Raw genomic sequence first — 21,965 nt, 5'->3', positions numbered from 1 at the left:
CTGAGTGGCAGCAACCGGAAACGGCAAGTGGGAGAAAAATCATGGCAACACCGAACCGGACGGGAACGCTACAGGTCTCCGACGAGCAAGGCGTCTCGCCAGAGAGGCAGCTCGCGGAAACCGCGCTTGACCCTCTCTTCGGTGGCGCCATCGTCACGTCGTCGTTTGGAAAGCTGATAACTGGTGAGATCGACCTGACAGCGCTGTACCAGGCTCTCCATGACCGCGCCAAGGCAGTTCGAGACAACAAGCTAGCCAGCGCGGAAGATATGCTGACGGCGCAGGCCGCCGCGCTGAACGCCATGTTCCTGGAGCTGGCCCGGCGATCGGGCGCGAACATGGGCGAGTATATGCAAGCCGCCGAAACCTACATGCGACTGGCGCTGAAGGCGCAGGCGCAATGCCGCGCGACGCTGGAGACGCTGGCCACGATCAAGAACCCGCCAGTCGTGTATGCCCGGCAGGCGAACATCGCGAACGGACCGCAACAGGTGAACAACGGCGCTCCGCTCCCGCGCGCGAGCAATTCGGGAAGCTCGCCGAACGGACTATTGGAGACGGAGCATGGCAAACGGCTGGAGCCTGGAGCGGCGGGCACGACAATCGGCAGCGATCCGGCGCTGGAAGCCTTGGGAGCAGTCGACGGGTCCGCGAACGGAGGACGGCAAGGCACTCGCAAGCCGCAACGCCGACAAAGGCGGAAGGCGGCCGGCGCTCAGGATTGAGTTGACGCGACTTCGCGAGCTGATGCACGAACTGCTAGTGGAGCAGCGAGAGGGCCGGTGAGCCAGACACGCTGAACGTCAGCAAGCCCAAAATCGGCCATTCACGCCACCTTAGCGGCGCTCCGGTGACAGACGTTAGTTCACGGAGGTTGCAACGGCAGCGGATGGGCAGGCAGCAGACTGGCAGATTCAAAGTTTGAGGCTACCGGAAGAAACTTAGCGGCTCGCTCTCAATCAGCGGGTCCTTGAGCCTAAAGGCGTCTACGACGGGCATGGTCGTGGTCGTGGTCGTGGTGGTGGTGGTGGTCGCGGCGAGGGGTTTGCTCTCGCGTTTCAACACGATGCACCGACGCCCACCACTATCTCGATGTTAATCGTGCGAGCTATCCGCTTGCGGTAACCGCAGTTTTTCGCCTACCCGGCGAGCAGAGCGGAGGTCGTTCACTCCGGGGTTTTGGAGGTGCTGCGCGGATGTTAGCGGCTTACGGACTGCCTGGGTGTGTACTCATACTCAAACTCCTGTTCAAAATTTTCGTGGATCAAAAGCCGCGATGGGTGGACGCCTTTCGCGCCCTGCTTGCCTTCCCTGTCGACGTGACCTTCCTGTCGTTTTCCTATGGCGCGGCAACAATGGCGCTTATTTCAGCTGCCCGTGGAGTGCAGCCCGATGCAAAGAACGTGATGACACTAACGGTTGCAGTCATTATTTTCGCTATCCTGACAACAAAGATTGTTAAGTTCTCCGATGCCTCTCTTGATGAAGAAAAGTATGTACTTGTCGGTCTTTCTGCCGTTTGTGCGTACGCTGCAGCTTTTTTCGTGCTGTATTTTGCACTTCACTGCGAGACGATTGTATGAATAATGTGCTATCGCTCTCAAGAGACGCTGTCGAATTTGCAGCTTTTGCTGGATCATTTTTAATACCTGTGATGGCGGTCGCCTTATATGCAATATATCGACAACAGCGTTTTCAGATACGTAGCAACGAAGAGCATCAAAATGCTATGTTCAGCCTCATGCGAGCGAGCTATGAAGAAAAGATAGCTGACATGAACCAGCGTCTTCTTGCTACCGAGGAACGCTTTAGGGACGTTAACCACCTAATTATTGACAGTCAACGCAGCCATCCTGCGAGTGCGCCACGCGTACAAGACTCAGAGGTATCTATTGGGAGATTCTTAACGCCATTTGGTATTCAGCTTAATGAAATCTCAGTAGATCCAAAGCTGGTTTTTGTACTTACGCCGTTCAGCCAGAAAGAACGCGTGACTTATAAGGCTATTCAAGACGTCGCAAACAGGCTGGCGTTCAGAACGGTAAAGAGCGATGATGAGTTTATATCGGGTGAGATTCTTCCTCACGTTGTACGACTTATTGTCAGCGCCCGGTTTATCGTTGCAAATATCAGCGGTCGGAATCCAAACGTTTATTATGAACTAGGAATAGCTCACGCGCTGGGTAAGCCGACAATATTGGTTGCACCAACTCTTGATAGTGTGCCGTTTGACCTTCAGTCTAAGTACATAGTTCTCTTTGAGAACTTGGGTGAGCTACGTGAAAAGCTTAGGGACGCTATAACTCACATCTTGTCCAGTGAAGGAGTTCGTTGACCAGCCGGTCACCGATCTGTAGGTTGGCTGTTGCTACGGGCTGTGCTGCAGAAAGCGCCAGCCCGCATGCCCATTTACAAGCCAGCCACTCGGGCAAGAGTATAGGCATCACGGCGTCTACTGGCTTAATGGTGTACTGCGAGACGCGGTAATCGCCTCGCCTTCAAAGCGGCCAGTCGGACTTCCAGTGCGTCGTGACCACCCTTTGGAAAGCCGCCAATTTGAGCTGGCGTCGGCTTCGCAAGGAAACGGACGTGAAGAAGATCATGTCCAGCGATCAGCAGATCATCGCGGCGCTGCGCGAGCAGCAGGGCGGGTATGGATACCGCCAGCGTGCGTCGCAAAACACGGCATCAGGATCCCGACGTATACGTGGCGATCCGGTCAAGCGGCGATTCCGCTTACCAACACCAATAAGAGTTCAAGCCCCCGCTCGGCTCCCTGAACAAACGGCAGCTTACCGCGGGCTGCCGCCCGAGATCGAACGGGCCGCTCAGCCTCCCAGTAGCGGACATCGCGGCGGAGGAGCCCTCCTCTCGACAGAGTCCGCGCCCTCTGCTGGCGCCGTCAACACGGCCTGCTGTACCTGGATAGTACCCTTCCAACGTTCGTTTGCTGAGAGACGCTTAGTACCGACAAAGCATCCTACGCGACCGCAAGGGCGCTTGCTCGTCAACGGCGCCTCGAACGCCCCATAAAAATCAGGAGCGTTCGACTCCGCTCACGATAGGTCGATTCGAAGGACTGGCATTCTCTCGGGTAACGCGGTCTATCGCGATCGGCCGAACTCACAAAGTAGGACCGAAAGTAGGGCCATATGGTTATGGTGCCATAAACCCGAGCGAAATGAACGCCCTAGTCCAGCTCGGTGGCGGAGACGGAGGGATTCGAACCCTCGATACGGTTTCCCGTATGACGCTTTAGCAAAGCGTTGGTTTCAGCCACTCACCCACGTCTCCGGGCCGGCGTGAGGCGCGGCTATAGCGAGCGTCATCGGCGTGATCAATGGGCCTGCGGCGATTCAGCGCGGCGCGTCACGGAGTCGGGTCGTCGCGGTGTTCATTGCCCCGACAGCACCGCTGTCGCTATGCTCGCGCTCCGGTGTGGGGACAGTGACGATGCGGACGATATGGCGCGGCGCGCGGGGCGCGATGATGGTGGCGGGGCTCATGCTCGCCGGACCGGGGAGCGCGCAGGTGCGCACGATCGATCCCAATGCCGCGATCGATCAGGACGTCGGCGGCCAGCCGGCGGTGCGCACGCCGCGCGCGCCACTGCCCGCCGAGCCGACCCAAAGCGGTGACGACCCGCTGCCCCCGGCCGAGACGCCGCCCGCCACGCCGAGTCCGCCCACGCCGCAGGGCGACGCGCGTGCCAACGCCACCACCAACGCGGCGGAGACGTACAAGCGCGACGATCTGATCGCCGCGGGCGAGGGCGTGTTCGGCAAGGGCGCGGAAGGCTTCGCGCAGATCATCGAGAAGATCCTGAAGGACCAGGGCGAGCCCAACGCCTATATCGCGGGGCGCGAGGCCTCGGGCGCGTTCGTCGTCGGGCTGCGCTACGGCTCGGGCATCATGACGCACAAGGTCGAGGGCCAGCGCCCGGTCTATTGGACCGGGCCGTCGGTCGGCTTCGACGTCGGCGGCGACGCCAACAAGGTCTTCGTGCTGGTCTACAACCTCTACGACACGCACGACCTGTTCAACCGCTTTCCCGGTGCCGAGGGACGGCTCTACTTCGTCGGCGGCTTCGCGGCGACGTATCTGCGCCGCGGCAACGTCGTGCTGATCCCGGTGCGGCTGGGCGTCGGCTGGCGCGCCGGGATCAACGTCGGCTACATGAAGTTCAGCGAGACCGCCAAATGGCTGCCGTTCTGATCGGGTGAGCGCGGGCGCGCGCGCTGCCCGCGCGTCGCTCGGGAACGCCTGGCAAGAGTGCCGGGCCGCCGTCGCGTGCCCCCCACGGCACAGCGGATTGCGCCATCGACCCTACGAGGCACCGGTCCCGACCGGCGCTGCGTCAGGGAAGCGTGAAACGCTCGCGGTGATCGCGAAGGAACGCAGTGAAATCAAGCGAGGGCGTACCGGTGAGGCGCTCGATCTCGAAGGTAGGGTCGATATCGTGATGTCCCGCGACGACATCGTTGAACTGCGCGACGAGCCCGCCGGCCATCCAGCGCGAGTTGCCGGTCAGGCGAAGGATCGCCCGAAACACCGGCGTCGGTAGATCGAGATAGCGGATTTTGCGGCCCAGTACCTGCGACAGCCGCAGCGCCGCGGCCTTCATGTCGAACGTCTCCGGCCCGGTGAGAAAATAAGTCGCTTTCTCATGACCTTCCTGTGTCAGCACGGTGGCGGCGACGCGTGCGACGTCTCGCGTATCCACCCAGGAAACCGATCCTTCGCCTGCGACCTGCGGCAAGAAGCCGCTGGCGATCGGGTTCTTGAACCACAGGAAGTTCTGCATGAAGGCGGTGGGCTTCAGGATCGTCCAGCCGATACCCGACCCGCGCAGATGATGGTCGATCAGCGCGTGCGATCTCGCCCACGGCACCGGCGATCGCACGTTGCTGTCGGACGCGGAGATCTTCACGATCCTTCCGACCCCGACGCGCTTGGCCGCGTTGATTGCCCCGGTCTCCTGCCGAACCTGTTCAGGGGTCGGCGGCGTGATCAGGAACATCGTGTCGCAGCCCTGCATCGCGGCCGGCAATGTCTCCGGCCGATCGAAATCGCCCTGCGCGGCGTCCATGCCGTTACGTCGTAGTGTTTCGACCTGCGATGGCTTGCGGCACAGCGCGCGGAACGGCACGCCGGCGTCGCCCAGCAACCGGCATAGTTCGCCGCCGATACCGCCGGTCGCTCCTGACACCAGGATCATGAGGCCATGGTCTCCGAGGTTCGAGCGGCACTGACATCGCGGCGCGCGTCGATCTCCTGCGAGATGACGTCGATCATCTCGTCCAACGTCCGGACCGCGTGGCGCAGGCGATCCGCGCCGATCCGGTCGACGATGGCCTGATCGAGCGGGGCTACGACCTGTTCGGCGGCGGTGACCGCCCGCAGCCCGGCCTCGGTCAGCACCACGAGTTTGGCGCGGCGGTGATGCGGGTTCGCCCTGAACTCGACCAGTCCCCGCACGGCGAGGACATCGACGATCCGCTGTACCCCTTGCCGGGCCAGACCCATGTTGCGGGCGATCGATGCGGTCGGAAGCGGGGTGGCGGCATAGCGCAAGGCCGCGAGCACCTGCCACCAGGCGCTGGTGAGACCCAGATGCGCGACGAGGTCATTTCCTGCACTGACCAGACGCCCGTTGGCCGCGAAGATCGCGAACGCCAACGCGCGTACGTCGGTCGTCTGACCCTGCATTGGACAGCCTGCTGTTAGATTGACAACATCCTGTCAAACCCGTGATCGCATAAGCTGTTCCGGCCGAGCCGCGCGAGGTGGAGGCAGACGCATGCGACGCGGCCGGACGCGCCGTCGCACACCAGCGTCGGCGCTCGTGCTTTAAGCCAAAGTGCGCCCCCCCGTCAGCGATGGCCCGCCCCGCGGTTGCGCAGCGCCGTTACTTCCCGCCCGGGAACTGAGTCGCCTCGAAGCGCAGCGGCTGGCCCTGCGGCGCGGTGCCGAGCTCGTCCTCCCACATCGCCACCTCGCCGCGGATGATCGTGCCGATCGGCTTGCCGGTCAGCTCCATGCCGGTGAAGGGCGACCAGCCCGCGCGCGACGCCAGCCAGCGGTCCTCGATCGTCCAGCGCTTGCGCAGGTCCACCACGGTGAAGTCGGCGTCATAGCCGCGCGCAATCCGCCCCTTGCCGACCAGCCCGAAGATGCGCTGCGCGCCCGCGCTGGTCAGCTCGATCACGCGCTGGAGCGACAGCCGGCCGTTGGCGGCATGGTCGAGCAGCAGCGGCAGCAGCGTCTGCACGCCCGGCATGCCGCTCGGGCTCGCCGGATAGGCCTTGCCCTTCTCCTCCAGCGTGTGCGGCGCGTGGTCGGAACCGATCACGTCGGGCACGCCCTGGTTGAGCCAGTACCACAGCCCGTCGCGGTGCGCGCCCGATCGGATCGGCGGGTTCATCTGCGCCAGCGTGCCGAGCCGCGGATAGGCCTCCTCGCCCGCCAGCGTGAGATGCTGCGGCGTCACCTCGCAGGTCGCGATGTCCTTGTTGCGCCCGAGCAGCTCGAGCTCGGCCGGCGTGGTCACGTGCAGCACGTGGATGCGCCGCCGCGCCGCGCGCGCCAGCCGCAGGATCCGCGTCGTCGCCAGCATCGCGCTCTCGTCGTCGCGCCACACCGGGTGCGACGACGGATCGCCCGCGACGCGCTCGTCCGCGCGCGCGTTCATCCGGTCCTCGTCCTCGGCGTGGATCGCGACGCGGCGGACGCCGTGCGCCAGCACCTCGGCGAGGCGCGAGTCCTCGCTCACCAGCAGGTCGCCGGTGGAGGCGCCCATGAAGATCTTCACCCCCGCGGTGCCGGGCAGCCGCTCCAGCTCGGCCAGCTCGCGCGCATTGTGGTTGGTCGCGCCGACGTAGAAGGCGTGGTCGCACCACATCCGCCCCTGCGCGCGCGCCAGTTTGTCCGCGATCGCCTCGGCCGAGTCGGTGTTGGGCTTGGTGTTGGGCATCTCGAACACCGCTACCACGCCGCCGCGCACCGCGGCCTCGCTGCCGCTCGCGAGATCCTCCTTATGCTCCAGCCCGGGCTCGCGGAAATGCACCTGTGTGTCGATCACGCCGGGCAGGATGTCGAGCCCGGTGCAGTCGATCCGCCGCCCCGCGTCGCCGCTCGCGCCGATCGCGACGACGCGCCCGTCGCTCACGCCCACGTCGGCCCTCACCGGGCCGCCCGGGGTATGGACGGTGCCGCCGCTCAGCAGGAGATCGTAGCTCACCATCGTCCGTCCTTTCCGGGTCTTTCACCGTGTACGCCGCCTCCCTACCTTGCCGGCATGACCGATACCAGACCGGCCACCACGCTCGCGGATCGCGCGCTGCTGCGGCTCTCCGGGGATGACCCGCGCGGCTTCCTCCAGGGGCTCGTCACCAACGACATGGCGGGCCCGCTGCCGTGCTGGGCGGGGCTGCTGTCGCCGCAAGGCAAGGCCTTGTTCGACTTCCTCGTCTGGGCGAATGGCGACGACCTTCTGCTCGACGTCGAGCGCGACGCGCGCGATGCGCTGGCGCGGCGTCTGACGATGTACCGGCTGCGCCGCGCGATCACGATCGCGCCCGAGGACTCCCTGGCGGTGCACTGGGCGGCCGAGCGGCCCGCGGGCGCGGACGCGGCGCCGGATCCGCGGCTGGCGGCGCTCGGCTGGCGCTGGCTCGCACCGGCGGACGCGGGGGACGCTTCGGCACCGTGGCGCGCGCACCGGCTGTCGCTCGGCGTACCCGAGGGACGCGCCGAGCTGGGCGACGGCGAGACGCTCTGGCTCGAGGCCAACGCGCGCGAGCTGGGCGGGGTGAGCTTCGCCAAGGGTTGCTACGTCGGCCAGGAGAATACCGCGCGGATGCACCATCGCAGCAAGGTCAACCGCCGGCTGGTGGTGGCGCCGCTCGCCCCCGACGAGGCCAAGGCGCGCGCGCTCTACCCCGAGCTGGGGCTGATGGTGGCGCTGCGCCGCGTCGAGGCGCTCGGCGACGCGCTTCGCCCCGCGTGGCTGGCCGAGACGCTCGACGCGGACGCCTGAGATCTAGGCGCTCACAGCCGATCGAAGTCGATCGCGCCGTGGCGATCGAGCCGCTGCTCCGCCGGCGGCAGCGGGTATTTCAGCCCGGTCGCGCAGTTGAACAGCACCACCTCCTCGTCCTCGTCGACCTCGCCGTCGCGCAGCGCCTGGTGGTACGCCGCCAGCGTCGCCCCGCCTTCGGGGCAGAGCAGCAGCCCGTCCTGCCGCGCGCAGGCGTCGACCGCCGCCAGGATCGCGGGGTCACCCACCGCCAGCGCCTTGCCGCCGCTCTCGCGCACCGCGCGCAGGATGAGGAAGTCGCCGACCGCGCGCGGCACGCGGATGCCCGCGGCGACGGTGTGCGCGTCCTCCCAGCGCTCGGCGTGCTCCTCCCCCGCCTCGAAGGCGCGGACGATCGGTGCGCAGCCAGACGCCTGCACCGCGTACATGCGCGGCCGCTCGCTGCCGATCCAGCCGAGCCGCTCGAGCTCGTCGAACGCCTTCCACATGCCGATCAGTCCGGTGCCGCCGCCGGTCGGGTAGAAGATCGCCCTGGGCAGCCGCCAGCCGAGCTGCGCGGCGAGCTCCAGCCCCATCGTCTTCTTGCCCTCGATCCGATAGGGCTCCTTGAGAGTCGAGAAATCGAACCAGCGTCCCTCCGCCGCGCCCTTGCCGACGATCGCGCCGCAGTCGTCGATCAGTCCGTTGACCCGCCACACGCGCGCGCCCTGCGCCGCGATCTCGCGCACGTTCACCTCGGGCGTGTCCTCGGGGCAGAAGACGATCGTCTCGATGCCCACGCGCGTGGCATAGGCCGCCAGCGCCGCGCCGGCGTTGCCGTTGGTCGGCATCGCGATGCGGGTGACACCCAGCTCCTTCGCCATCGCCACCGCCATCACCAGCCCGCGCGCCTTGAAGCTGCCGGTCGGCAGGCGGCCCTCGTCCTTGACCCAGACGTTGGCGCCGCCGCTCCGCACGACCGGGATCAGCGGCGTCTCGATCTCGCCGAGGCTGACGACATTGGCGGTGTGCCGCACCGGCAGCAGCTCGCGCCAGCGCCACAGGTCCGTCGCGCGCGCCGCCAGCGTGTCGCGCGGCAGCGCGGCACGGACCGAGTCGAGGTCGTAGCGCACCAGCAGCGGACGTCCGGCACGCGAGAGGTTGTGGAGCTGGTCCGCCGCGTAATGCTCGCCGGTCAGCGAACACTCCAGATGGGTCACGAAGGTGGCGCGCTCGGCGGTGAGATTGTCGTTCATGCCTCTAGCCTTAACGGGTGGCGCGGCGGCGTCCACTGCGGCGGCGCGGCGGGCGGTCGAGGGTGGCCGGTCCTGATGCGGCATGTTCAGCGAGACGCGTCCCGTCTCGCCTCCACACCCTCCGTCATCCCGGACTTGTTCCGGGATCCAGCCCCCTGCAAGAGGAACGCCTGCAGGATGTGCGGCATGGTGGATCCCGGACCAAGTTCGGGATGACGGTGGAGGGTGACCGGCGCGCGCTCATCGCGCGCCTGCCCTGCAGCTCAGAGGTACGCAGCAGCGCCACCAACGCGGCGGCAGGCCACCCCCGCCCTCACCTCACTCCGGCCTCTTCGCCACCCCGACCAGCGCCGGGCGCAGCAGCCGGTCCTTGATCATCCAGCCCGACTGCATCTCCTGCACCACCGTGCCCGGCTCAGCGTCGCTCGGCATCTCCACCATCGCCTGGTGGCGGTTGGGGTCGAGCGGCTGGCCCATCGCCTCGATCTTGGTCAGCCCGTGGCGCGCGAACACGTTGGTCAGCTCGCGCCCGGTCGCCTCCAGCCCGGTGACGAGCCCCTTGAACTTGTCGTCGGCGCGCAGCTCCTCCGGGATCGCGGCCAGCGCGCGCTCGAGATTGTCGTTCACCGACAGCACGTCGCGCGCGAAGTTGGTGGCGGCATAGGCGCGCGCGTCGGCCGCGTCCTTCTCCGCGCGGCGGCGCACGTTCTGGATGTCGGCCTGCGCGTACAGCGTCTCCTGGCGCGCGGCGGCGAGCTGGTCCTCCAGCTCGGCGATGCGCTGCGCCTGGGTGTCGTGCTCGGCCACCTCGGGCGCGGCCTCGGCGGTGGCCTCGCGCAGGTCGTCGGCGGAAGTCGGTTGGTCGCTCATTCTGTCCCTGTCTACTTAAGCGTCTCGAACGGGTGCGCGCGCGTCACCCGAGCAGGCGGGCGAGCGTCGCGGCGGTGAAATCCACCATGGGCACGACCCGCGCATAGTTCAACCGCGTCGGCCCGATCACCCCGACCACGCCGACCACGCGCCCGTCATGCCCGCGGAACGGTTTCGCGATGACGGAGGATCCCGACAGCGCGAACAGCTTGTTCTCCGCGCCGATGAAGATGCGGGTCGCGTCGCCCGCGCGCGCCGAGTCGAGCAACGCGGCGATCTCCTGCTTGCCCTCGAGGTCGTCGAGCAGCCCGCGCACGCGCTCCAGGTCGGCGGTGGCGGCGTCGTCGAGCAGCCGCCCCTGCCCGCGCACGATCAGCACCGGGCGGCGCGCGCCATCCTCGCTCCACACCGCCAGCCCGCGCTCGACCAGCGCGCGCGCGGCCGCGTCGAGCGCGCTCCGCCCGTCGGCCAGCTCGCGATCGAGCCGCTGGCGCGCCTCGGCGAGCGTCAGCCCGCCCAGCGTCGCGGTCATGTAATTGCCCGCCTCGACCAGCGCCGAGGGATCGAGCGCGGCAGGCAGGTCGATCACGCGATTCTCCACCGCGCCGTCCTCGCCGACCAGCACCGCCAGCGCCTGGGCCGGGCCGAGCGGGACGAAGCCGATCGAGCGCAGCACCGCCTCGCGCTTGGGCACCATCACCAGCCCGGCGCAGGCGGACAGGCCCGACAGCGCCGCGGTGGTGGCGGCGAGCGCCTCCTCCACCGGCCCGGCGGCGGCGGCGCGCGCCTCGATCTGTGCGCGCTCCTCGATCGAGGGCTCGCGCGCCTGCATCATGCCGTCGACGAACAGCCGCAGGCCGCGCTCGGTCGGCATCCGCCCCGCCGATGTGTGCGGCGCGGCGAGCAGCCCGGCGGCCTCGAGCTGGGCGAGGACGTTGCGGATCGACGCGGGCGAGAGGTTGAGCCCCGCCTGCGCCAGCGCCTTGGAGCCGACCGGCTGGCCGCTGTGGAGATAGCCGTCGACGACGCGGCGGAAGATGTCGCGCGCGCGGTCGGTCAGCTCGGCGATCGGGGGCGAGGGCGTCACGCGCGCAATGTAGGCGGCGGCGGGGGCGGGCTCAACCGGGTGCGGGTGACGGCGGCGGCGGGCGCGAATGTTGCGAATGTTGAGTCGCTGGCGCGTCTGGGGTCGGATGTTGAGTCGCGGGTGGGAGCGGCGCGGGGCGAGCAGGCAGCGAGCGGTCACCCGCGCGATCTAGCCGAGCGTGTGTGGCGTAGGACAGCGCTGCCGCTCTCCGATCCTCCCCGGCACGGGGAGGGGGACCGCTCGCGCAGCGAGTGGTGGAGGGGGGCATCCGCAAGCGCTGCGCTGCGTGGAGAGCCCCCTCCACCACCGCGCTGCGCGCGGCGGTCCCCCTCCCCGCCATGCGGGGAGGATCTTAGCCCTCGATTGCACAGGCCGTCCTGGCTCCCGGCCGGCGAGGTCAGCCGACGATTGCTGCGCTACTTGGAAAGCCCCTCCCCGCCATGCCGGGACAATCTTCGCCCGCTCTAATCGAACAACCCGTCCTGGCTCCCCGCCGGCGGGTTGAGCCCGAGATGCTTCCACCCGCCCGCGTTGAGCACGCGCCCGCGCGCGGTGCGCGCCACCAGCCCGAGCTGGATCAGATAGGGCTCGATCACCTCCTCGATCGTGTCGCGCGGCTCGCTCAGCCCGGCGGCGAGCGTCTCCACCCCGACCGGGCCGCCGCGATACACGTCGGCGATCATCGTGAGATAGCGCCGGTCCATCGCGTCGAGCCCGAGCTTGTCGACCTCGAGCCGGTTGAGCGCGCGGTCGGCGACTCCCGCGTCCACCGTCGTCGCCCCGGCGACGTTGGCGAAGTCGCGCACGCGGCGCAGCAGCCGCCCCGCGATGCGCGGCGTGCCGCGCGCGCGCCGCGCGATCTCGGCGGCGCCGTCGGGGGCGATGCCGAGCTCGAGCAGCCCCGCCGCGCGCGCGACCACGCGGGTCAGCTCCTCGACGGTGTAGAATTGCAGCCGCACCGGGATCCCGAAGCGATCCCGCAACGGCGTGGTGAGCAGCCCCTGCCGCGTCGTCGCGCCCACCAGGGTGAAGCGCGGCAGGTCGATCCGCACCGAGCGCGCCGACGGCCCCTCGCCGATCATCAGATCGAGCGCGCGGTCCTCCATCGCGGGGTACAGCACCTCCTCGACCGCTGGCTGGAGCCGGTGGATCTCGTCGATGAACAGCACGTCGCCGTCCTCGAGGTTGGTCAGCAGCGCGGCGAGGTCGCCCGACTTGGCGATCACCGGCCCCGAGGTGGCGCGGAAGCCCACCCCCATCTCGCGCGCGATGATCTGCGCCAGCGTGGTCTTGCCGAGCCCCGGCGGGCCGAAGAACAGGACATGGTCGAGCGCGTCGCCGCGGCCCCGCGCGGCGTCGATGAAGACTCGCAGATTCTCGCGCGCGGCCTTCTGGCCGACGAAATCGTCGAGCGTCTTGGGGCGCAAGGCGGCGTCGACGTCCTCGACGCGGCGCGTGGACGAGATCAGGCGGTCGGCGTCGGTCACGCTTCGTTCCGTAGCGCGCGGCGGGGCGCGGGCAAAGCCCCGGCGGGTGGTGGAAGGGCAAAGCCTTGGCGAAGGCGCGGGGAGGGTCGGCGAGGAGCGCGCGCGACCTGCCCCATGATCGTCATCCCGGCTCTCCCCTTTTCATCATCCGCCCCCCTTTCTCGTCATCCCCGCGCAGGCGGGGATCCAGACGCGCGGCGCTTCGAGGCGGGGTGCGACGACGGCCGCATTGTCTCTTACTTCGATGACCGGCAGCGACGACGCACTGAGGTCAGGAAAAGCGCCGCCATGTCAGCGCGTCTGGATCCCCGCCTGCGCGGGGATGACGGAGGGAGAGGGGCGATGACGCCACACAGGCGCGACGATGATGCGAGGGGAAGGCGGCAGAGCGCGACCATCTCGGGCCAGCGCGTGAGACCGCCAGCCCTAGAAAAGGAGCAGCCCCCGCTGGCTCACGCCAGCCGGTCGACCACCATCCCGCTGCTGCCCGGCGCGAGACCGCCGTAGGTCGCGCCGCCGCCGAGGCTCGCGCGCAATGTGTCGAGCACGCGGTCGAACTGATCGAGCTGCGCGCCGGCGCGGCGGATCAGGCTGCCGGTCGAGCCCGCCTCCCCCGTCTCGCCGAAGAAGTCCTTGAGCGAGGCGCCCGCGTCCGCGCTGAGCGCCCCGCCCGCCACCTGCGAGTCGACCCGGGCGCCGATCGTTCGGTCCGGCGTCGCGGCCGCGCCCGGAACGGCCGCCACCGGGACCGTCGGACGCGTCGTCGGCGCGGCCGTGGGAGCCAGCGACGAGGAGGACAACAGCGGCGTCAATGCGGTCACGAACAACTCCTGCGGCACCGATAGCGCCTTCAACCAAAGGCTTAGGCCGATAATGGTTGCTCAAAGGTGACCGGCTCGCCGCCGCTCCGACTCGGCTCGTCGCAGAAGGTGTGAAAGTACCGCGTCGTCAGCGGGTTGCGTTATACTTCAGCTGATCGGGCGTGAGCTGGAAGCCGACCAGCGCCTCGAAGCTGGCCGAGGCGACCGCGGTGCGCACCTGCGGGTCAGCGAGCGGATCGAGCGCGGCGTCCTCGTCGCCCGCCTTGCGCTTCTTCGTCAGCCGGTCGCGCACCTCGGACGGCAGCGTCGCCGCGGCGCGCGACACCGCGCTGGTGGCCTCGGCGGAAGCGGTCGCTACCGGCTGGCCGGCGTCGAAGTGGAGCGCGACCTGGCCGAGCCGCTTGGCCACCACCGAGCTGCCGCCGCGCGTGATCGCGATGAAATAGGGCAAGGTCACGTCGCGCGGCGAGTCGGCGCGGACGCGGCGCGCGCGCACGTCGAAGGTGACGCGCGTGATCACGTCGCTGCCCTGGTCGTCACAGGTGGAGCGCACGTTGCTGATCGTCGCCACGGTGTCGATCGCGCTGGCGGTGCGGCTGGCAGGCGGGTCGAACAGGGTGACGTCGCCGGTGCCCGCGGGGACCGCCACGGTCGGGCAGGCCGAGCGTACCGCGGTGATGCCGGCGCCGCCGCGCGAGACGTCGATCTCGCCGGTGCGCGCGCAGCCCGCCGCGAGCAGGAGGACGAGCGACGCGGCGAGCGGGCGGTAAAGGAGCACGCGGGGAGAATTCACTGGGGCATCCCGACAATCAGCACATGCGACAACGGGGCCGCGCGAACGGCCCCGGTCACGCCCGCAGCATAGGAACCGACTATCGCCGGAGCAAGCATTGGCGTAGACGCGGGCGCATGGCCGAACCCGTTCCCGCCCGCCGCCCGCTCGAGCTGCTGATCGCCGCGCCGCGCGGCTTCTGCGCCGGCGTCGACCGCGCGATCCGCATCGTCGAGCTGGCGATCGAGAAGCACGGCGCCCCCGTCTACGTCCGCCACGAGATCGTCCACAACAAATTCGTGGTCGACTCGCTGAAGGCCAAGGGCGCGATCTTCGTCGAGGAGCTGGACGAGGTGCCCGACGGCGCGCCGGTGGTCTTCTCCGCGCACGGCGTGCCCAAGTCGGTGCCCGCGGCGGCGCAGGACCGCGGGCTCGACTATCTCGACGCGACCTGCCCTTTGGTCTCCAAGGTGCACCGCCAGGCCGAGCGGCTGGTCGCGGCGGGGCGGCACATCCTGTTCATCGGCCATGCCGGCCATCCCGAGGTGATCGGCACCTTCGGCCAGGTGCCCGCCGGCGCGATGACGTTGATCGAGACGGTGGAGGACGTCGCCGCGCTCGTCCCCGCCGATCCCGCCAACCTCGCCTTCCTCACCCAGACGACGCTCTCGGTCGACGACACCGCCGCGGTGGTCGCCGCGCTGCACGCGCGCTTCCCCGCGATCCAGGCGCCGCACGGCGAGGACATCTGCTACGCCACCTCCAACCGCCAGGCCGCGGTGAAGGCGATCGCGGCGGCGTGCGACGCGGTGCTGGTGATCGGCGCGCCCAACTCGTCCAACTCGCTGCGGCTGGTCGAGGTGGCGGAGCGTCAGGGCATCCGCTCGGCGCTGATCCAGCGCGCCGCCGACCTCGACTGGGCGTTCCTCGACGGCGTCGGCACGCTGGGCGTCACCGCGGGCGCCTCCGCGCCCGAGCTGCTGGTGCGCGAGCTGGTCGACCGGCTGTCGACCCGCTTCGACGTGACCGAGCGCGAGGAGGAGACCACGCGCGAGACGATCGCCTTCAAGCTGCCCCGCGGGCTGGAGGCGGAGGCGGCGTAACCGGGAGCGGGCTGTGGGCTTTCGCGCGCCGGGCCCTCACCCACGTCCCGTCATCCCGGACTTGTTCCGGGATTCACCGTGCGGCACGTTCATCGGCCCGTGAGGACGAGGGGAGGTGGGCCCCGGAACAAGTCCGGGGTGACGGCGCGGGAGTGGCCCGCATCGCACCAGGAATCGCACCCCTGGGCTTGACCCGGCCTCCTCTCTTCCGCGAACGAACCCGCCGCGGGCGCTGGGACGGCCGCCACGAGGGGGCAGCAGGTGGCAGTCTACACGCAGGTATCGGCCGAGGCGCTCGCCGCCTTCCTCGCGCGCTATGACGCGGGCGCTTTGGTCTCGGCCAAGGGCATCGCCGAGGGGGTGGAGAATTCCAACTATCTCGTCGACACCACCGACGCGCGCTTCATCCTCACCCTCTACGAGAAGCGCGTCGCGGCCGACGACCTGCCGTTCTTCCTCGCGCTGCTCGACCATCTCGCGGCGAAAGGCCTGCCCGTGCCCCCCGCGATCGCCGACCGCGACGGCGTCGCGATCCAGCGGCTCGCCGACCGGCCCGCCTGCCTGATCCGCTTCCTCCCCGGCGTCTCGGTGTCGCACCCCAGCCCGGCGCAGGCGCACGCCGCCGCGCGCGCGCTGGGCGAGATGCACGTCGCGCTCGCCGATTTCGCCCCGACCCGCGTCAACTCGATGGGCGTGGCGACGTGGCGCCCGCTGCTCGAGCGCTGCGGACGCGACATCGACGCGATCCGGCCCGGCCTGTTCGACCGCGTCGCGCGCGCGCTCGACGCGATCGAGCGCGACTGGCCCAGCGACCTGCCGCGCGGCGCGATCCACGCCGACCTCTTCCCCGACAACGTGCTGATGCTCGGCGACGCGGTCACCGGCCTGATCGACTTCTATTTCGCCTGCACCGACCTCACCGCCTACGACCTGGCGGTGATGCACTCGGCCTGGGCGTTCGACGCCGCCGGCGCGCCGGTCGATGCCGCGGTGGGCGAGGCGCTGCTCGCCGGCTACGCCGCGGCGGCGCCGCTCTCCGCCGCCGAGCGCGCCGCGCTGCCGCTGCTCGCGCGCGGCGCCTGCGTCCGCTTCCTGCTGAGCCGCGCGTGGGACTGGCTGCACACGCCCGCCGACGCTTTGGTCACGCGCAAGGACCCGCTCGCCTATCTCCACCGCCTCGCCTGGTACGAGGCTCATCCGGACTGTTTTGCATGACCGAACTCACCCTCGTCGAGATGTTCACCGACGGCGCCTGCAAGGGCAATCCCGGCCCCGGCGGCTGGGGCGTGGTGATCCGCAGCGGCGCGCACGAGAAGGAGCTCTCCGGCGGCGATGCGGTCACCACCAACAACCGGATGGAGCTGACCGCCGCGATCGAGGGGCTCAACGCGCTGACCCGCCCGTGCCGCGTCAAGCTGATGACCGACAGCCGCTACGTCATGGACGGGCTGACCAAATGGATCCACGGCTGGCGCAAGAACGGCTGGAAGACCGCGGACAAGAAGCCGGTGAAGAACGCCGAGCTGTGGCAGGCGCTGCTCGCCGCGGCCGAGCCGCACCGCGTCGAGTGGGAGTGGGTCAAGGGCCATGCCGGCCACCCCGAGAACGAGCGCGCCGACCGGCTCGCCAGCGACGCCGCGATGGCGGCGGGGCGCGCCAAGCGGGGGTGAGAGGCGGCGGGCCGGCCTGTTGGCAGCGCGGGTGTCGACGTACAGCCGGAAGGTCATTGATCTCCTTCCGGGCTTCCTGCGCGGATCGTCGGCGACGCGCCTCACCCCTCCGTCATCCCGGACTTGTTCCGGGATCCACTCCTCGGCAAGAGCAACGTCTCTGGAGCGCGCGGCACGGTGGATCCCGGAACAAGTCCGGGATGACGGAGAGATGGGGTAGGGCTGACCCGCGAGGGCAGCACGGTGGATCCCGGACCGCCGCCGCCCGGCGCTCACTGTTCGCCCGCCCCACCGATTCCGCCTATCTTTCCCTTCGCCATAGCTCTATCGCAGTGCGGCGACGTCGTATGCGACGGATCTCGGGCCACTGCGCGCCCCATATCCCTTTCAAGCTAAACGAAGCCGGGGTGCCGCTCCCGTGGCAGCCCCGTCACCTGGGATGAAGGACGCCCTCATGATCACCGGCACCGTCAAATTCTTCAACGCCGACAAGGGCTATGGCTTCATCGCGCCCGAGGACGGCGGCACCGACGCCTTTGTCCACATCAGCGCGGTCGAGCGCGCCGGCATGCGCACGCTCGATAAGGACCAGCGCGTCAGCTACGAGCTGGAGACCGACCGGCGCGGCAAGGTCTCGGCCGTCAACCTCCAGTCCGCCTGAGCGGCGCGATGGCGGTGGCCGAGGCGGCCCTCGGCACGCCTGACGTCGGCGCGGACGGCCCCTGGGGCATGCTCGTCGACACCGCCGAGCTGCCCGACGGCGGCCAGCTCCATCTGCGGCGTCACGAACAGGACTATGAGATCCTGTTCGGCGACGAGCAGCTGATGGGCAGCTGGGCGGTGCGCTCCGAGGAGGCGCTCGCCACGCTGGCGCTGCGCGGACTCGACGCCGCGCCGCGCGTGCTGATCGGTGGACTCGGCATGGGCTTCACCCTCGCCGCGGCGTGCGCCGCGCTGCCGGGTGCGGCGACGATCACCGTCGCCGAGCTCGTCCCCGAGGTAGTTGCCTGGGCGACCGGGCCGCTGCGCCACATCCACGGCGAGTCGCTCGGCGACCCGCGCGTGTCGCTGATCGTCGGCGACGTCCACGACGTCATCCTCGAGCAGGAGATGCGCTTCGACGCGATCCTGCTCGACGTCGACAACGGCCCCGAGGGCCTGATCCACCTCGCCAACGAGCGGCTCTACTGTGACTGGGGGCTGCGCACCGCGCGCGCCGCGCTCCGCCCCGGCGGCGTGCTCGCGGTGTGGTCGGCCTTCGCCGACCCCGACTTCACCGCGCGGCTGCGCGCCGCCGGCTTCGCGGTCGACGTCGCCACGGTGGATCCCGACGGCCACGGCGAGGCGCCGCCGCACACGATCTGGCTCGCCACGCGCTGACCCAATGCGGCGGGTGGCGCCCGCCACCTGCCGCCCGCCACCCGCCGCTGATCGCAAGCGCATTGACGGGTGAAGCGAAAGTCGCGAGCCGCGCCAGACCCTTGAGCCCCCTTGTTGGCAGCGCGCCGCCGACATCATCGAGAGAACGGTGCCCGTGCGCTTACCCTCCATCCTCGGCCTTCGCTCGCACGACCTCGCGGTCGACCTTGGCACCGTCAACACGCTGGTCCACGTCGCCGGGCGCGGCATCGTCATCGACGAGCCCTCGGTCGTCGCGGTCGAGGAGCGCGACGGCGTCACGCGCGTGCTCGCGGTCGGGTCAGACGCCAAGCTGATGATGGGCAAGACGCCCGAGCATATCCGCACCATCCGCCCGCTGCGCGACGGCGTGATCGCCGACCTCGACGTCGCCGAGCAGATGATCAAGCATTTCATCGACAAGGTCCACGGCGGGCGCGGCCGGCTCCAGCGCCGGCCGGGCATGGTGATCTCGATCCCGACCGGCTCGACCCAGGTCGAGCGCCGCGCGATCCGCCAGGCGGCGCTGAGCGCGGGCGCTTCCGAGGTGCGGCTGATCGAGGAGGCGCTCGCCGCCGCGCTCGGTGCCGGGCTGCCGATCACCGCGCCGACCGGCTCGATGGTGGTCGACATCGGCGGGGGCACCACCGAGGTGGCGGTGCTGTCGCTGAGCGGGCTGGCGTACAGCAGCTCGGTCCGCGTCGGCGGCGACAAGCTCGACGACGCGATCGCCTCGCACGTCCGCCGCCGCCACAATCTGATGATCGGCGAGGCGACGGCCGAGCGGATCAAGCTGACGATCGGCTCGGCCAGCCGCCCCGGCAACGAGGCCGACCGGCCGATGCGCGTGAAGGGGCGCGACCTCGTCAACGGCATCCCCAAGGAGATCACCATCACCGAGGGCGAGATCGCCGACGCGCTGGCCGACCTGGTCGGCCAGATCGTCGAGGCGGTGCTGCGCACGCTCGGCCATATCAAGCCCGAGCTCGCCGCCGATGTCGTCGAGCAGGGCATCGTCATGACGGGTGGGGGCGCGATGCTGACCCGGCTCGACGAGGTGCTCAGCGCCGCGACCGGGCTGCCGGTGGTGGTGGCCGACTCGCCGCTGCTGTGCGTCGCGGTCGGCGCCGGCCTGGCGCTGGAGGACCCGCGGCTGCGCGACGCGCTGTCGCAGGGGTGATGGGGATGGGGGGCCTATCGATCCTCCCCTGCAAGGAGAGGATGAGGTAGCGACTGACGCTCGAGACGCCGCTCCCTCGGCAACGCTATGCGCCCCCTACCCGATCAGCAGCCGCGCGCCGAGCGCCGCCGCCAGCGCCGGGATCATCGTCACCGCCCCCACCTTCAAGAAGCGCCAGAAGCCGACGTCCTCGCCCTCGCGGCGGATCGCCTGCAGCCACAGGATCGTCGCGAGGCTGCCCGTGATCGAGAGGTTGGGGCCGAGGTCGACGCCGATCAGCAGCGCGTCCACCACCAGCCGCGGCGGGTGCGCCTGCGCCACCGCGGTGCTGGCGACCAGCCCGGCGGGCAGGTTGTTCATCAGGTTGGAGACGAAGGCGAGCACCGTCCCCGCCACCGCCGCGCCGCGCACCGGGTCGGCCGCGGTGGTGCGCAGCGCGGCGGCGACCTGCGCGATCACGCCGGTGCGATCGAGCGCCTCGACCAGCACGAACAACCCGGCGACCAGCGGCAGCACGCTCCATGACACCTGCCGCGCCAGCGCCAGCGGCGAGCGCCGCGCCAGCGCGCACACCAGCAGCGTCGTCACGACACCGGCGACGCAGGTCGGCAGCCCGAGCGGCAGGTCGCGCGCCGAGATCACCAGCAGCAGCAGCGCGGTCGCCGCGATCCCCGCCAGCGCGGCGCGACCGCCCGCGGGTAGCGGCGTCCGCGCGACGTCGATCGCACAGCTGCCGGTCAGCCGCGCGCGCTCGGCCCAGCGCAATGCGACGAAGGTCACGCCGATCGCGGCGAGCGAGGGCAGCGCGAACGAGCCGAACCATTGGCCGAGCGGCGGCATCGTCCCGCCGTACAGGACGAGGTTGGCGGGATTGGAGATCGGCAGCACGAAGCTGGCCGCGTTGGCGATCAGCGCGCAGGCGAACAGCAGCGGCAGCGGGTCCGCCCTGGCCTTACGCGCGGCGGCATAGACCGCGGGGGTCAGCACCACCGCGGTGGCGTCGTTCGACAGGAAGGTCGTGGTGACGATGCCCGTGGCATAGACCAGCGCGAACAGCCGCCGCGGCGAGCCCCGCGCGTGTGCCGCGGCGGCGGCGGCGACCCAGTCGAACAGCCCCTGCTCGCGCGCGGTCTCGCTCAGCAGCATCATGCCGATCAGGAAGAGGTAGACGTCGCCGCCCTTCGCCACCGCGCCCAGCGCCGCCTGCCACGGCATCAGCCCGAGCAGTAGCAGCAGCCCGGCGCCGGCGACCGCCCAGATCGCCTCGGGCCAGCGGAACGGGCGCGCGATCACCGCCGCGGTGGCGGCGGCGCAGATGCCCCAGGTCGCACCGGCACCGAGGATCACCAGGGACCGCCGTCGGTGTCGCGACCGAGACGCGTGCCGCACGGCTGGCGCGACGGTGGAACGAGCTCGGATGCGCCGTCGCGACGTGCTTCCGGCACGCGATGCCCTCCGCGCCGATCGAGCCTCGGCGGCCGACCCGCTTCCGCCCTGCCCGAACTGTCCGTGGCGGCCACCGCCATCGCCGCGCCTCCGATCATGCCGCGCCAACCCTGTCACGGTCTCCTATAGCCGCACCGGCACTGATGTATATCAGCGGCTCGCCTGCCTCACAGCATGCGGGTGAGCAGCCGCGCGCGTCCGATGACGACGAGCGCGCGCGCCGCGACCCGCGACGTCGGCCAGTCGGGATTGTCGCTGTGCACTGCGACGGTCGCGCCTTCCGGGACCAGCCGCTTGACCGCCAGTTCCTCGTCGCGCCGGATCACGTAGATCGCACCGCCCGCGGCGGGGCGGCGGTCGGCGGTGTCGACGAGCAACCGGTCGCCGTCGCGCAAGGTCGGCGCCATCGACTCGCCCGCCACCGTGATCAGCGAGGCGGCGGCGGGCGCGATCCCGGCCGCGCGGAGCAGCGCGCGCGGCACCGGCTCGGCGCGGAGCAGGCGCTCCTCCGCTACCCGCCCGTGCCCCGCCGCGGCGCGTACCGCCAGCCACGGCACCGCCACGTCCTCCTCGCGCGGTGCGGCGCCCAGCACCGCTTCATCGAGCGCCAGGAAGTCGGCGAGCAGCCGGCGCTCGCGCTCGGGCAGGCGCCGCGGCGAGCCGCGCAGCACGAACTGGCTGAGATAGGCCTGATTGCGCCCGATCATCCGCGACAGTGCGGAGAGCGCCACGCCACGCTCGGCGGCGGCACGCGTGAGCGCCTGCTGCGGGGTCTCGGCCATGCGCAACCCTAGCCTGAGGATTTTTCCTCGACAAGTTGGAAAAGTGAGAACAGATGAAGAACGGGTGAGTCGAGGG

General features: G+C 69.7%; 22 protein-coding genes and 1 tRNA gene. 11 read left to right on the top strand and 12 right to left on the bottom strand.

Translation table 11 applies throughout. The annotated features are described in order from the left end of the window. Positions 1–41 precede the first annotated feature (41 nt). From FHY03_RS12530 to FHY03_RS12520, 3 genes are all read left to right on the top strand, one after another. Positions 42–725: a hypothetical protein gene (locus tag FHY03_RS12530; RefSeq protein ID WP_183931115.1), complete on the top strand. Its 684-nt coding sequence runs from the start codon at positions 42–44 to the stop codon at positions 723–725. A 471-nt stretch (positions 726–1,196) separates the two neighbouring features. Then, complete coding sequence (locus tag FHY03_RS12525) at positions 1,197–1,583, top strand: hypothetical protein (protein ID WP_183931113.1); 387 nt, start codon at positions 1,197–1,199, stop codon at positions 1,581–1,583. Then, positions 1,580–2,335, top strand: coding sequence for a hypothetical protein (locus FHY03_RS12520; protein WP_183931111.1), 756 nt, complete (start codon positions 1,580–1,582; stop codon positions 2,333–2,335). The genes FHY03_RS12525 and FHY03_RS12520 overlap by 4 nt, the downstream gene beginning before the upstream one ends. 869 nt (positions 2,336–3,204) lie before the next feature. Here FHY03_RS12520 and FHY03_RS12515 read toward each other — a convergent pair. Beyond that, a tRNA-Ser gene (locus FHY03_RS12515) sits at positions 3,205–3,294 on the bottom strand. A 159-nt stretch (positions 3,295–3,453) separates the two neighbouring features. Here FHY03_RS12515 and FHY03_RS12510 point away from each other — a divergent pair. Continuing rightward, a complete protein-coding gene (locus FHY03_RS12510) occupies positions 3,454–4,215 on the top strand; it encodes a DUF1134 domain-containing protein (RefSeq protein WP_183931109.1) in 762 nt (253 codons plus the stop codon). A 142-nt stretch (positions 4,216–4,357) separates the two neighbouring features. Here the strand turns inward: FHY03_RS12510 and FHY03_RS12505 are convergent, their stop codons facing one another. From FHY03_RS12505 to FHY03_RS12495, 3 genes are all read right to left on the bottom strand, one after another. Further along, on the bottom strand, positions 4,358–5,218 hold the full coding sequence (locus FHY03_RS12505; protein WP_183931107.1) for an SDR family oxidoreductase: 861 nt from the start codon (positions 5,216–5,218) through the stop codon (positions 4,358–4,360). Further along, complete coding sequence (locus FHY03_RS12500) at positions 5,215–5,679, bottom strand: MarR family winged helix-turn-helix transcriptional regulator (protein ID WP_221190140.1); 465 nt, start codon at positions 5,677–5,679, stop codon at positions 5,215–5,217. Before FHY03_RS12500 ends, FHY03_RS12505 begins: the two co-directional genes overlap by 4 nt. Before the next feature lie 229 nt (positions 5,680–5,908). Beyond that, a complete protein-coding gene (locus tag FHY03_RS12495; protein WP_183931103.1) occupies positions 5,909–7,243 on the bottom strand; it encodes a dihydroorotase in 1,335 nt (444 codons plus the stop codon). Between the two features lie 54 nt (positions 7,244–7,297). On the opposite strand from FHY03_RS12495, the gene FHY03_RS12490 reads away from it, so the two are divergent. Next, positions 7,298–8,038, top strand: a complete 741-nt coding sequence (locus FHY03_RS12490) for a folate-binding protein YgfZ (protein WP_183931101.1) — start codon at positions 7,298–7,300, stop codon at positions 8,036–8,038. Between the two features lie 11 nt (positions 8,039–8,049). Here FHY03_RS12490 and FHY03_RS12485 read toward each other — a convergent pair whose 3' ends face one another. The 6 genes from FHY03_RS12485 to FHY03_RS12460 form a co-directional block, all read right to left on the bottom strand. Next, positions 8,050–9,273 (bottom strand): threonine synthase, encoded by a 1,224-nt coding sequence (locus tag FHY03_RS12485; protein WP_183931099.1) that lies wholly within the window; start codon positions 9,271–9,273, stop codon positions 8,050–8,052. 318 nt (positions 9,274–9,591) lie between these two features. Next, the gene (gene grpE / locus FHY03_RS12480; RefSeq protein WP_183923783.1) at positions 9,592–10,143 is read right to left on the bottom strand and encodes a nucleotide exchange factor GrpE; all 552 of its coding nucleotides are present in this window, start codon (positions 10,141–10,143) and stop codon (positions 9,592–9,594) included. Positions 10,144–10,186: 43 nt separating this feature from the next. After that, positions 10,187–11,230 (bottom strand): heat-inducible transcriptional repressor HrcA, encoded by a 1,044-nt coding sequence (gene hrcA, locus FHY03_RS12475; protein WP_183931097.1) that lies wholly within the window; start codon positions 11,228–11,230, stop codon positions 10,187–10,189. A gap of 464 nt (positions 11,231–11,694) precedes the next feature. Further along, the gene (ruvB, locus tag FHY03_RS12470) at positions 11,695–12,717 is read right to left on the bottom strand and encodes a Holliday junction branch migration DNA helicase RuvB (RefSeq protein ID WP_183923785.1); all 1,023 of its coding nucleotides are present in this window, start codon (positions 12,715–12,717) and stop codon (positions 11,695–11,697) included. 452 nt (positions 12,718–13,169) lie between these two features. Continuing rightward, positions 13,170–13,538 carry a hypothetical protein gene (locus tag FHY03_RS12465; protein ID WP_183931095.1) on the bottom strand — a complete coding sequence of 123 codons (369 nt, stop codon included), beginning with the start codon at positions 13,536–13,538 and terminating at the stop codon, positions 13,170–13,172. 127 nt (positions 13,539–13,665) lie between these two features. Further along, entirely contained in the window at positions 13,666–14,331 is a 666-nt protein-coding gene (locus FHY03_RS12460) for a hypothetical protein (protein WP_311721511.1), read from the bottom strand. A gap of 116 nt (positions 14,332–14,447) precedes the next feature. Here FHY03_RS12460 and ispH point away from each other — a divergent pair, with 116 nt between their 5' ends. The 6 genes from ispH (at position 14,448) to FHY03_RS12430 (ending at position 19,661) form a co-directional block, all read left to right on the top strand. Continuing rightward, positions 14,448–15,413 (top strand): 4-hydroxy-3-methylbut-2-enyl diphosphate reductase, encoded by a 966-nt coding sequence (gene ispH, locus FHY03_RS12455; protein WP_183923789.1) that lies wholly within the window; start codon positions 14,448–14,450, stop codon positions 15,411–15,413. Between the two features lie 261 nt (positions 15,414–15,674). Then, positions 15,675–16,628, top strand: a complete 954-nt coding sequence (gene thrB, locus FHY03_RS12450; RefSeq protein ID WP_183931093.1) for a homoserine kinase — start codon at positions 15,675–15,677, stop codon at positions 16,626–16,628. Further along, positions 16,625–17,083, top strand: coding sequence for a ribonuclease HI (rnhA, locus tag FHY03_RS12445; RefSeq protein WP_183923793.1), 459 nt, complete (start codon positions 16,625–16,627; stop codon positions 17,081–17,083). Before thrB ends, rnhA begins: the two co-directional genes overlap by 4 nt. Before the next feature lie 454 nt (positions 17,084–17,537). After that, positions 17,538–17,744: a cold-shock protein gene (locus tag FHY03_RS12440; protein ID WP_183923795.1), complete on the top strand. Its 207-nt coding sequence runs from the start codon at positions 17,538–17,540 to the stop codon at positions 17,742–17,744. A gap of 14 nt (positions 17,745–17,758) precedes the next feature. Next, positions 17,759–18,463, top strand: a complete 705-nt coding sequence (locus FHY03_RS12435) for a spermidine synthase (RefSeq protein WP_311721507.1) — start codon at positions 17,759–17,761, stop codon at positions 18,461–18,463. A 154-nt stretch (positions 18,464–18,617) separates the two neighbouring features. Next, positions 18,618–19,661, top strand: a complete 1,044-nt coding sequence (locus FHY03_RS12430; protein ID WP_311721505.1) for a rod shape-determining protein — start codon at positions 18,618–18,620, stop codon at positions 19,659–19,661. Between the two features lie 96 nt (positions 19,662–19,757). Here the strand turns inward: FHY03_RS12430 and FHY03_RS12425 are convergent, their stop codons facing one another. Both FHY03_RS12425 and FHY03_RS12420 read right to left on the bottom strand, forming a co-directional pair. Beyond that, the gene (locus FHY03_RS12425; protein WP_183923797.1) at positions 19,758–21,008 is read right to left on the bottom strand and encodes an arsenic transporter; all 1,251 of its coding nucleotides are present in this window, start codon (positions 21,006–21,008) and stop codon (positions 19,758–19,760) included. Between the two features lie 266 nt (positions 21,009–21,274). After that, complete coding sequence (locus FHY03_RS12420; protein ID WP_183923799.1) at positions 21,275–21,889, bottom strand: S24 family peptidase; 615 nt, start codon at positions 21,887–21,889, stop codon at positions 21,275–21,277. Positions 21,890–21,965: the final 76 nt, after the last annotated feature.

It is taken from the genome of Sphingomonas sp. BK345 (genome assembly GCF_014193845.1).
GTDB lineage: Bacteria > Pseudomonadota > Alphaproteobacteria > Sphingomonadales > Sphingomonadaceae > Sphingomonas.
This window is presented reverse-complemented; position numbering and strand designations above follow the sequence as displayed.

What these genes read in the sequence shown, in the direction of transcription:
- FHY03_RS12530 (WP_183931115.1), top strand. Translation starts at nt 42, where the DNA reads ATGGCAACACCGAACCGGACGGGAACGCTACAGGTCTCCGACGAGCAA.
- FHY03_RS12525 (WP_183931113.1), top strand. Translation starts at nt 1,197, where the DNA reads ATGTTAGCGGCTTACGGACTGCCTGGGTGTGTACTCATACTCAAACTC.
- FHY03_RS12520 (WP_183931111.1), top strand. Translation starts at nt 1,580, where the DNA reads ATGAATAATGTGCTATCGCTCTCAAGAGACGCTGTCGAATTTGCAGCT.
- FHY03_RS12510 (WP_183931109.1), top strand. Translation starts at nt 3,454, where the DNA reads ATGCGGACGATATGGCGCGGCGCGCGGGGCGCGATGATGGTGGCGGGG.
- FHY03_RS12505 (WP_183931107.1), bottom strand. Translation starts at nt 5,218, where the DNA reads ATGATCCTGGTGTCAGGAGCGACCGGCGGTATCGGCGGCGAACTATGC.
- FHY03_RS12495 (WP_183931103.1), bottom strand. Translation starts at nt 7,243, where the DNA reads ATGGTGAGCTACGATCTCCTGCTGAGCGGCGGCACCGTCCATACCCCG.
- FHY03_RS12490 (WP_183931101.1), top strand. Translation starts at nt 7,298, where the DNA reads ATGACCGATACCAGACCGGCCACCACGCTCGCGGATCGCGCGCTGCTG.
- FHY03_RS12485 (WP_183931099.1), bottom strand. Translation starts at nt 9,273, where the DNA reads ATGAACGACAATCTCACCGCCGAGCGCGCCACCTTCGTGACCCATCTG.
- grpE (WP_183923783.1), bottom strand. Translation starts at nt 10,143, where the DNA reads ATGAGCGACCAACCGACTTCCGCCGACGACCTGCGCGAGGCCACCGCC.
- ispH (WP_183923789.1), top strand. Translation starts at nt 14,448, where the DNA reads ATGGCCGAACCCGTTCCCGCCCGCCGCCCGCTCGAGCTGCTGATCGCC.
- rnhA (WP_183923793.1), top strand. Translation starts at nt 16,625, where the DNA reads ATGACCGAACTCACCCTCGTCGAGATGTTCACCGACGGCGCCTGCAAG.
- FHY03_RS12440 (WP_183923795.1), top strand. Translation starts at nt 17,538, where the DNA reads ATGATCACCGGCACCGTCAAATTCTTCAACGCCGACAAGGGCTATGGC.
- FHY03_RS12420 (WP_183923799.1), bottom strand. Translation starts at nt 21,889, where the DNA reads ATGGCCGAGACCCCGCAGCAGGCGCTCACGCGTGCCGCCGCCGAGCGT.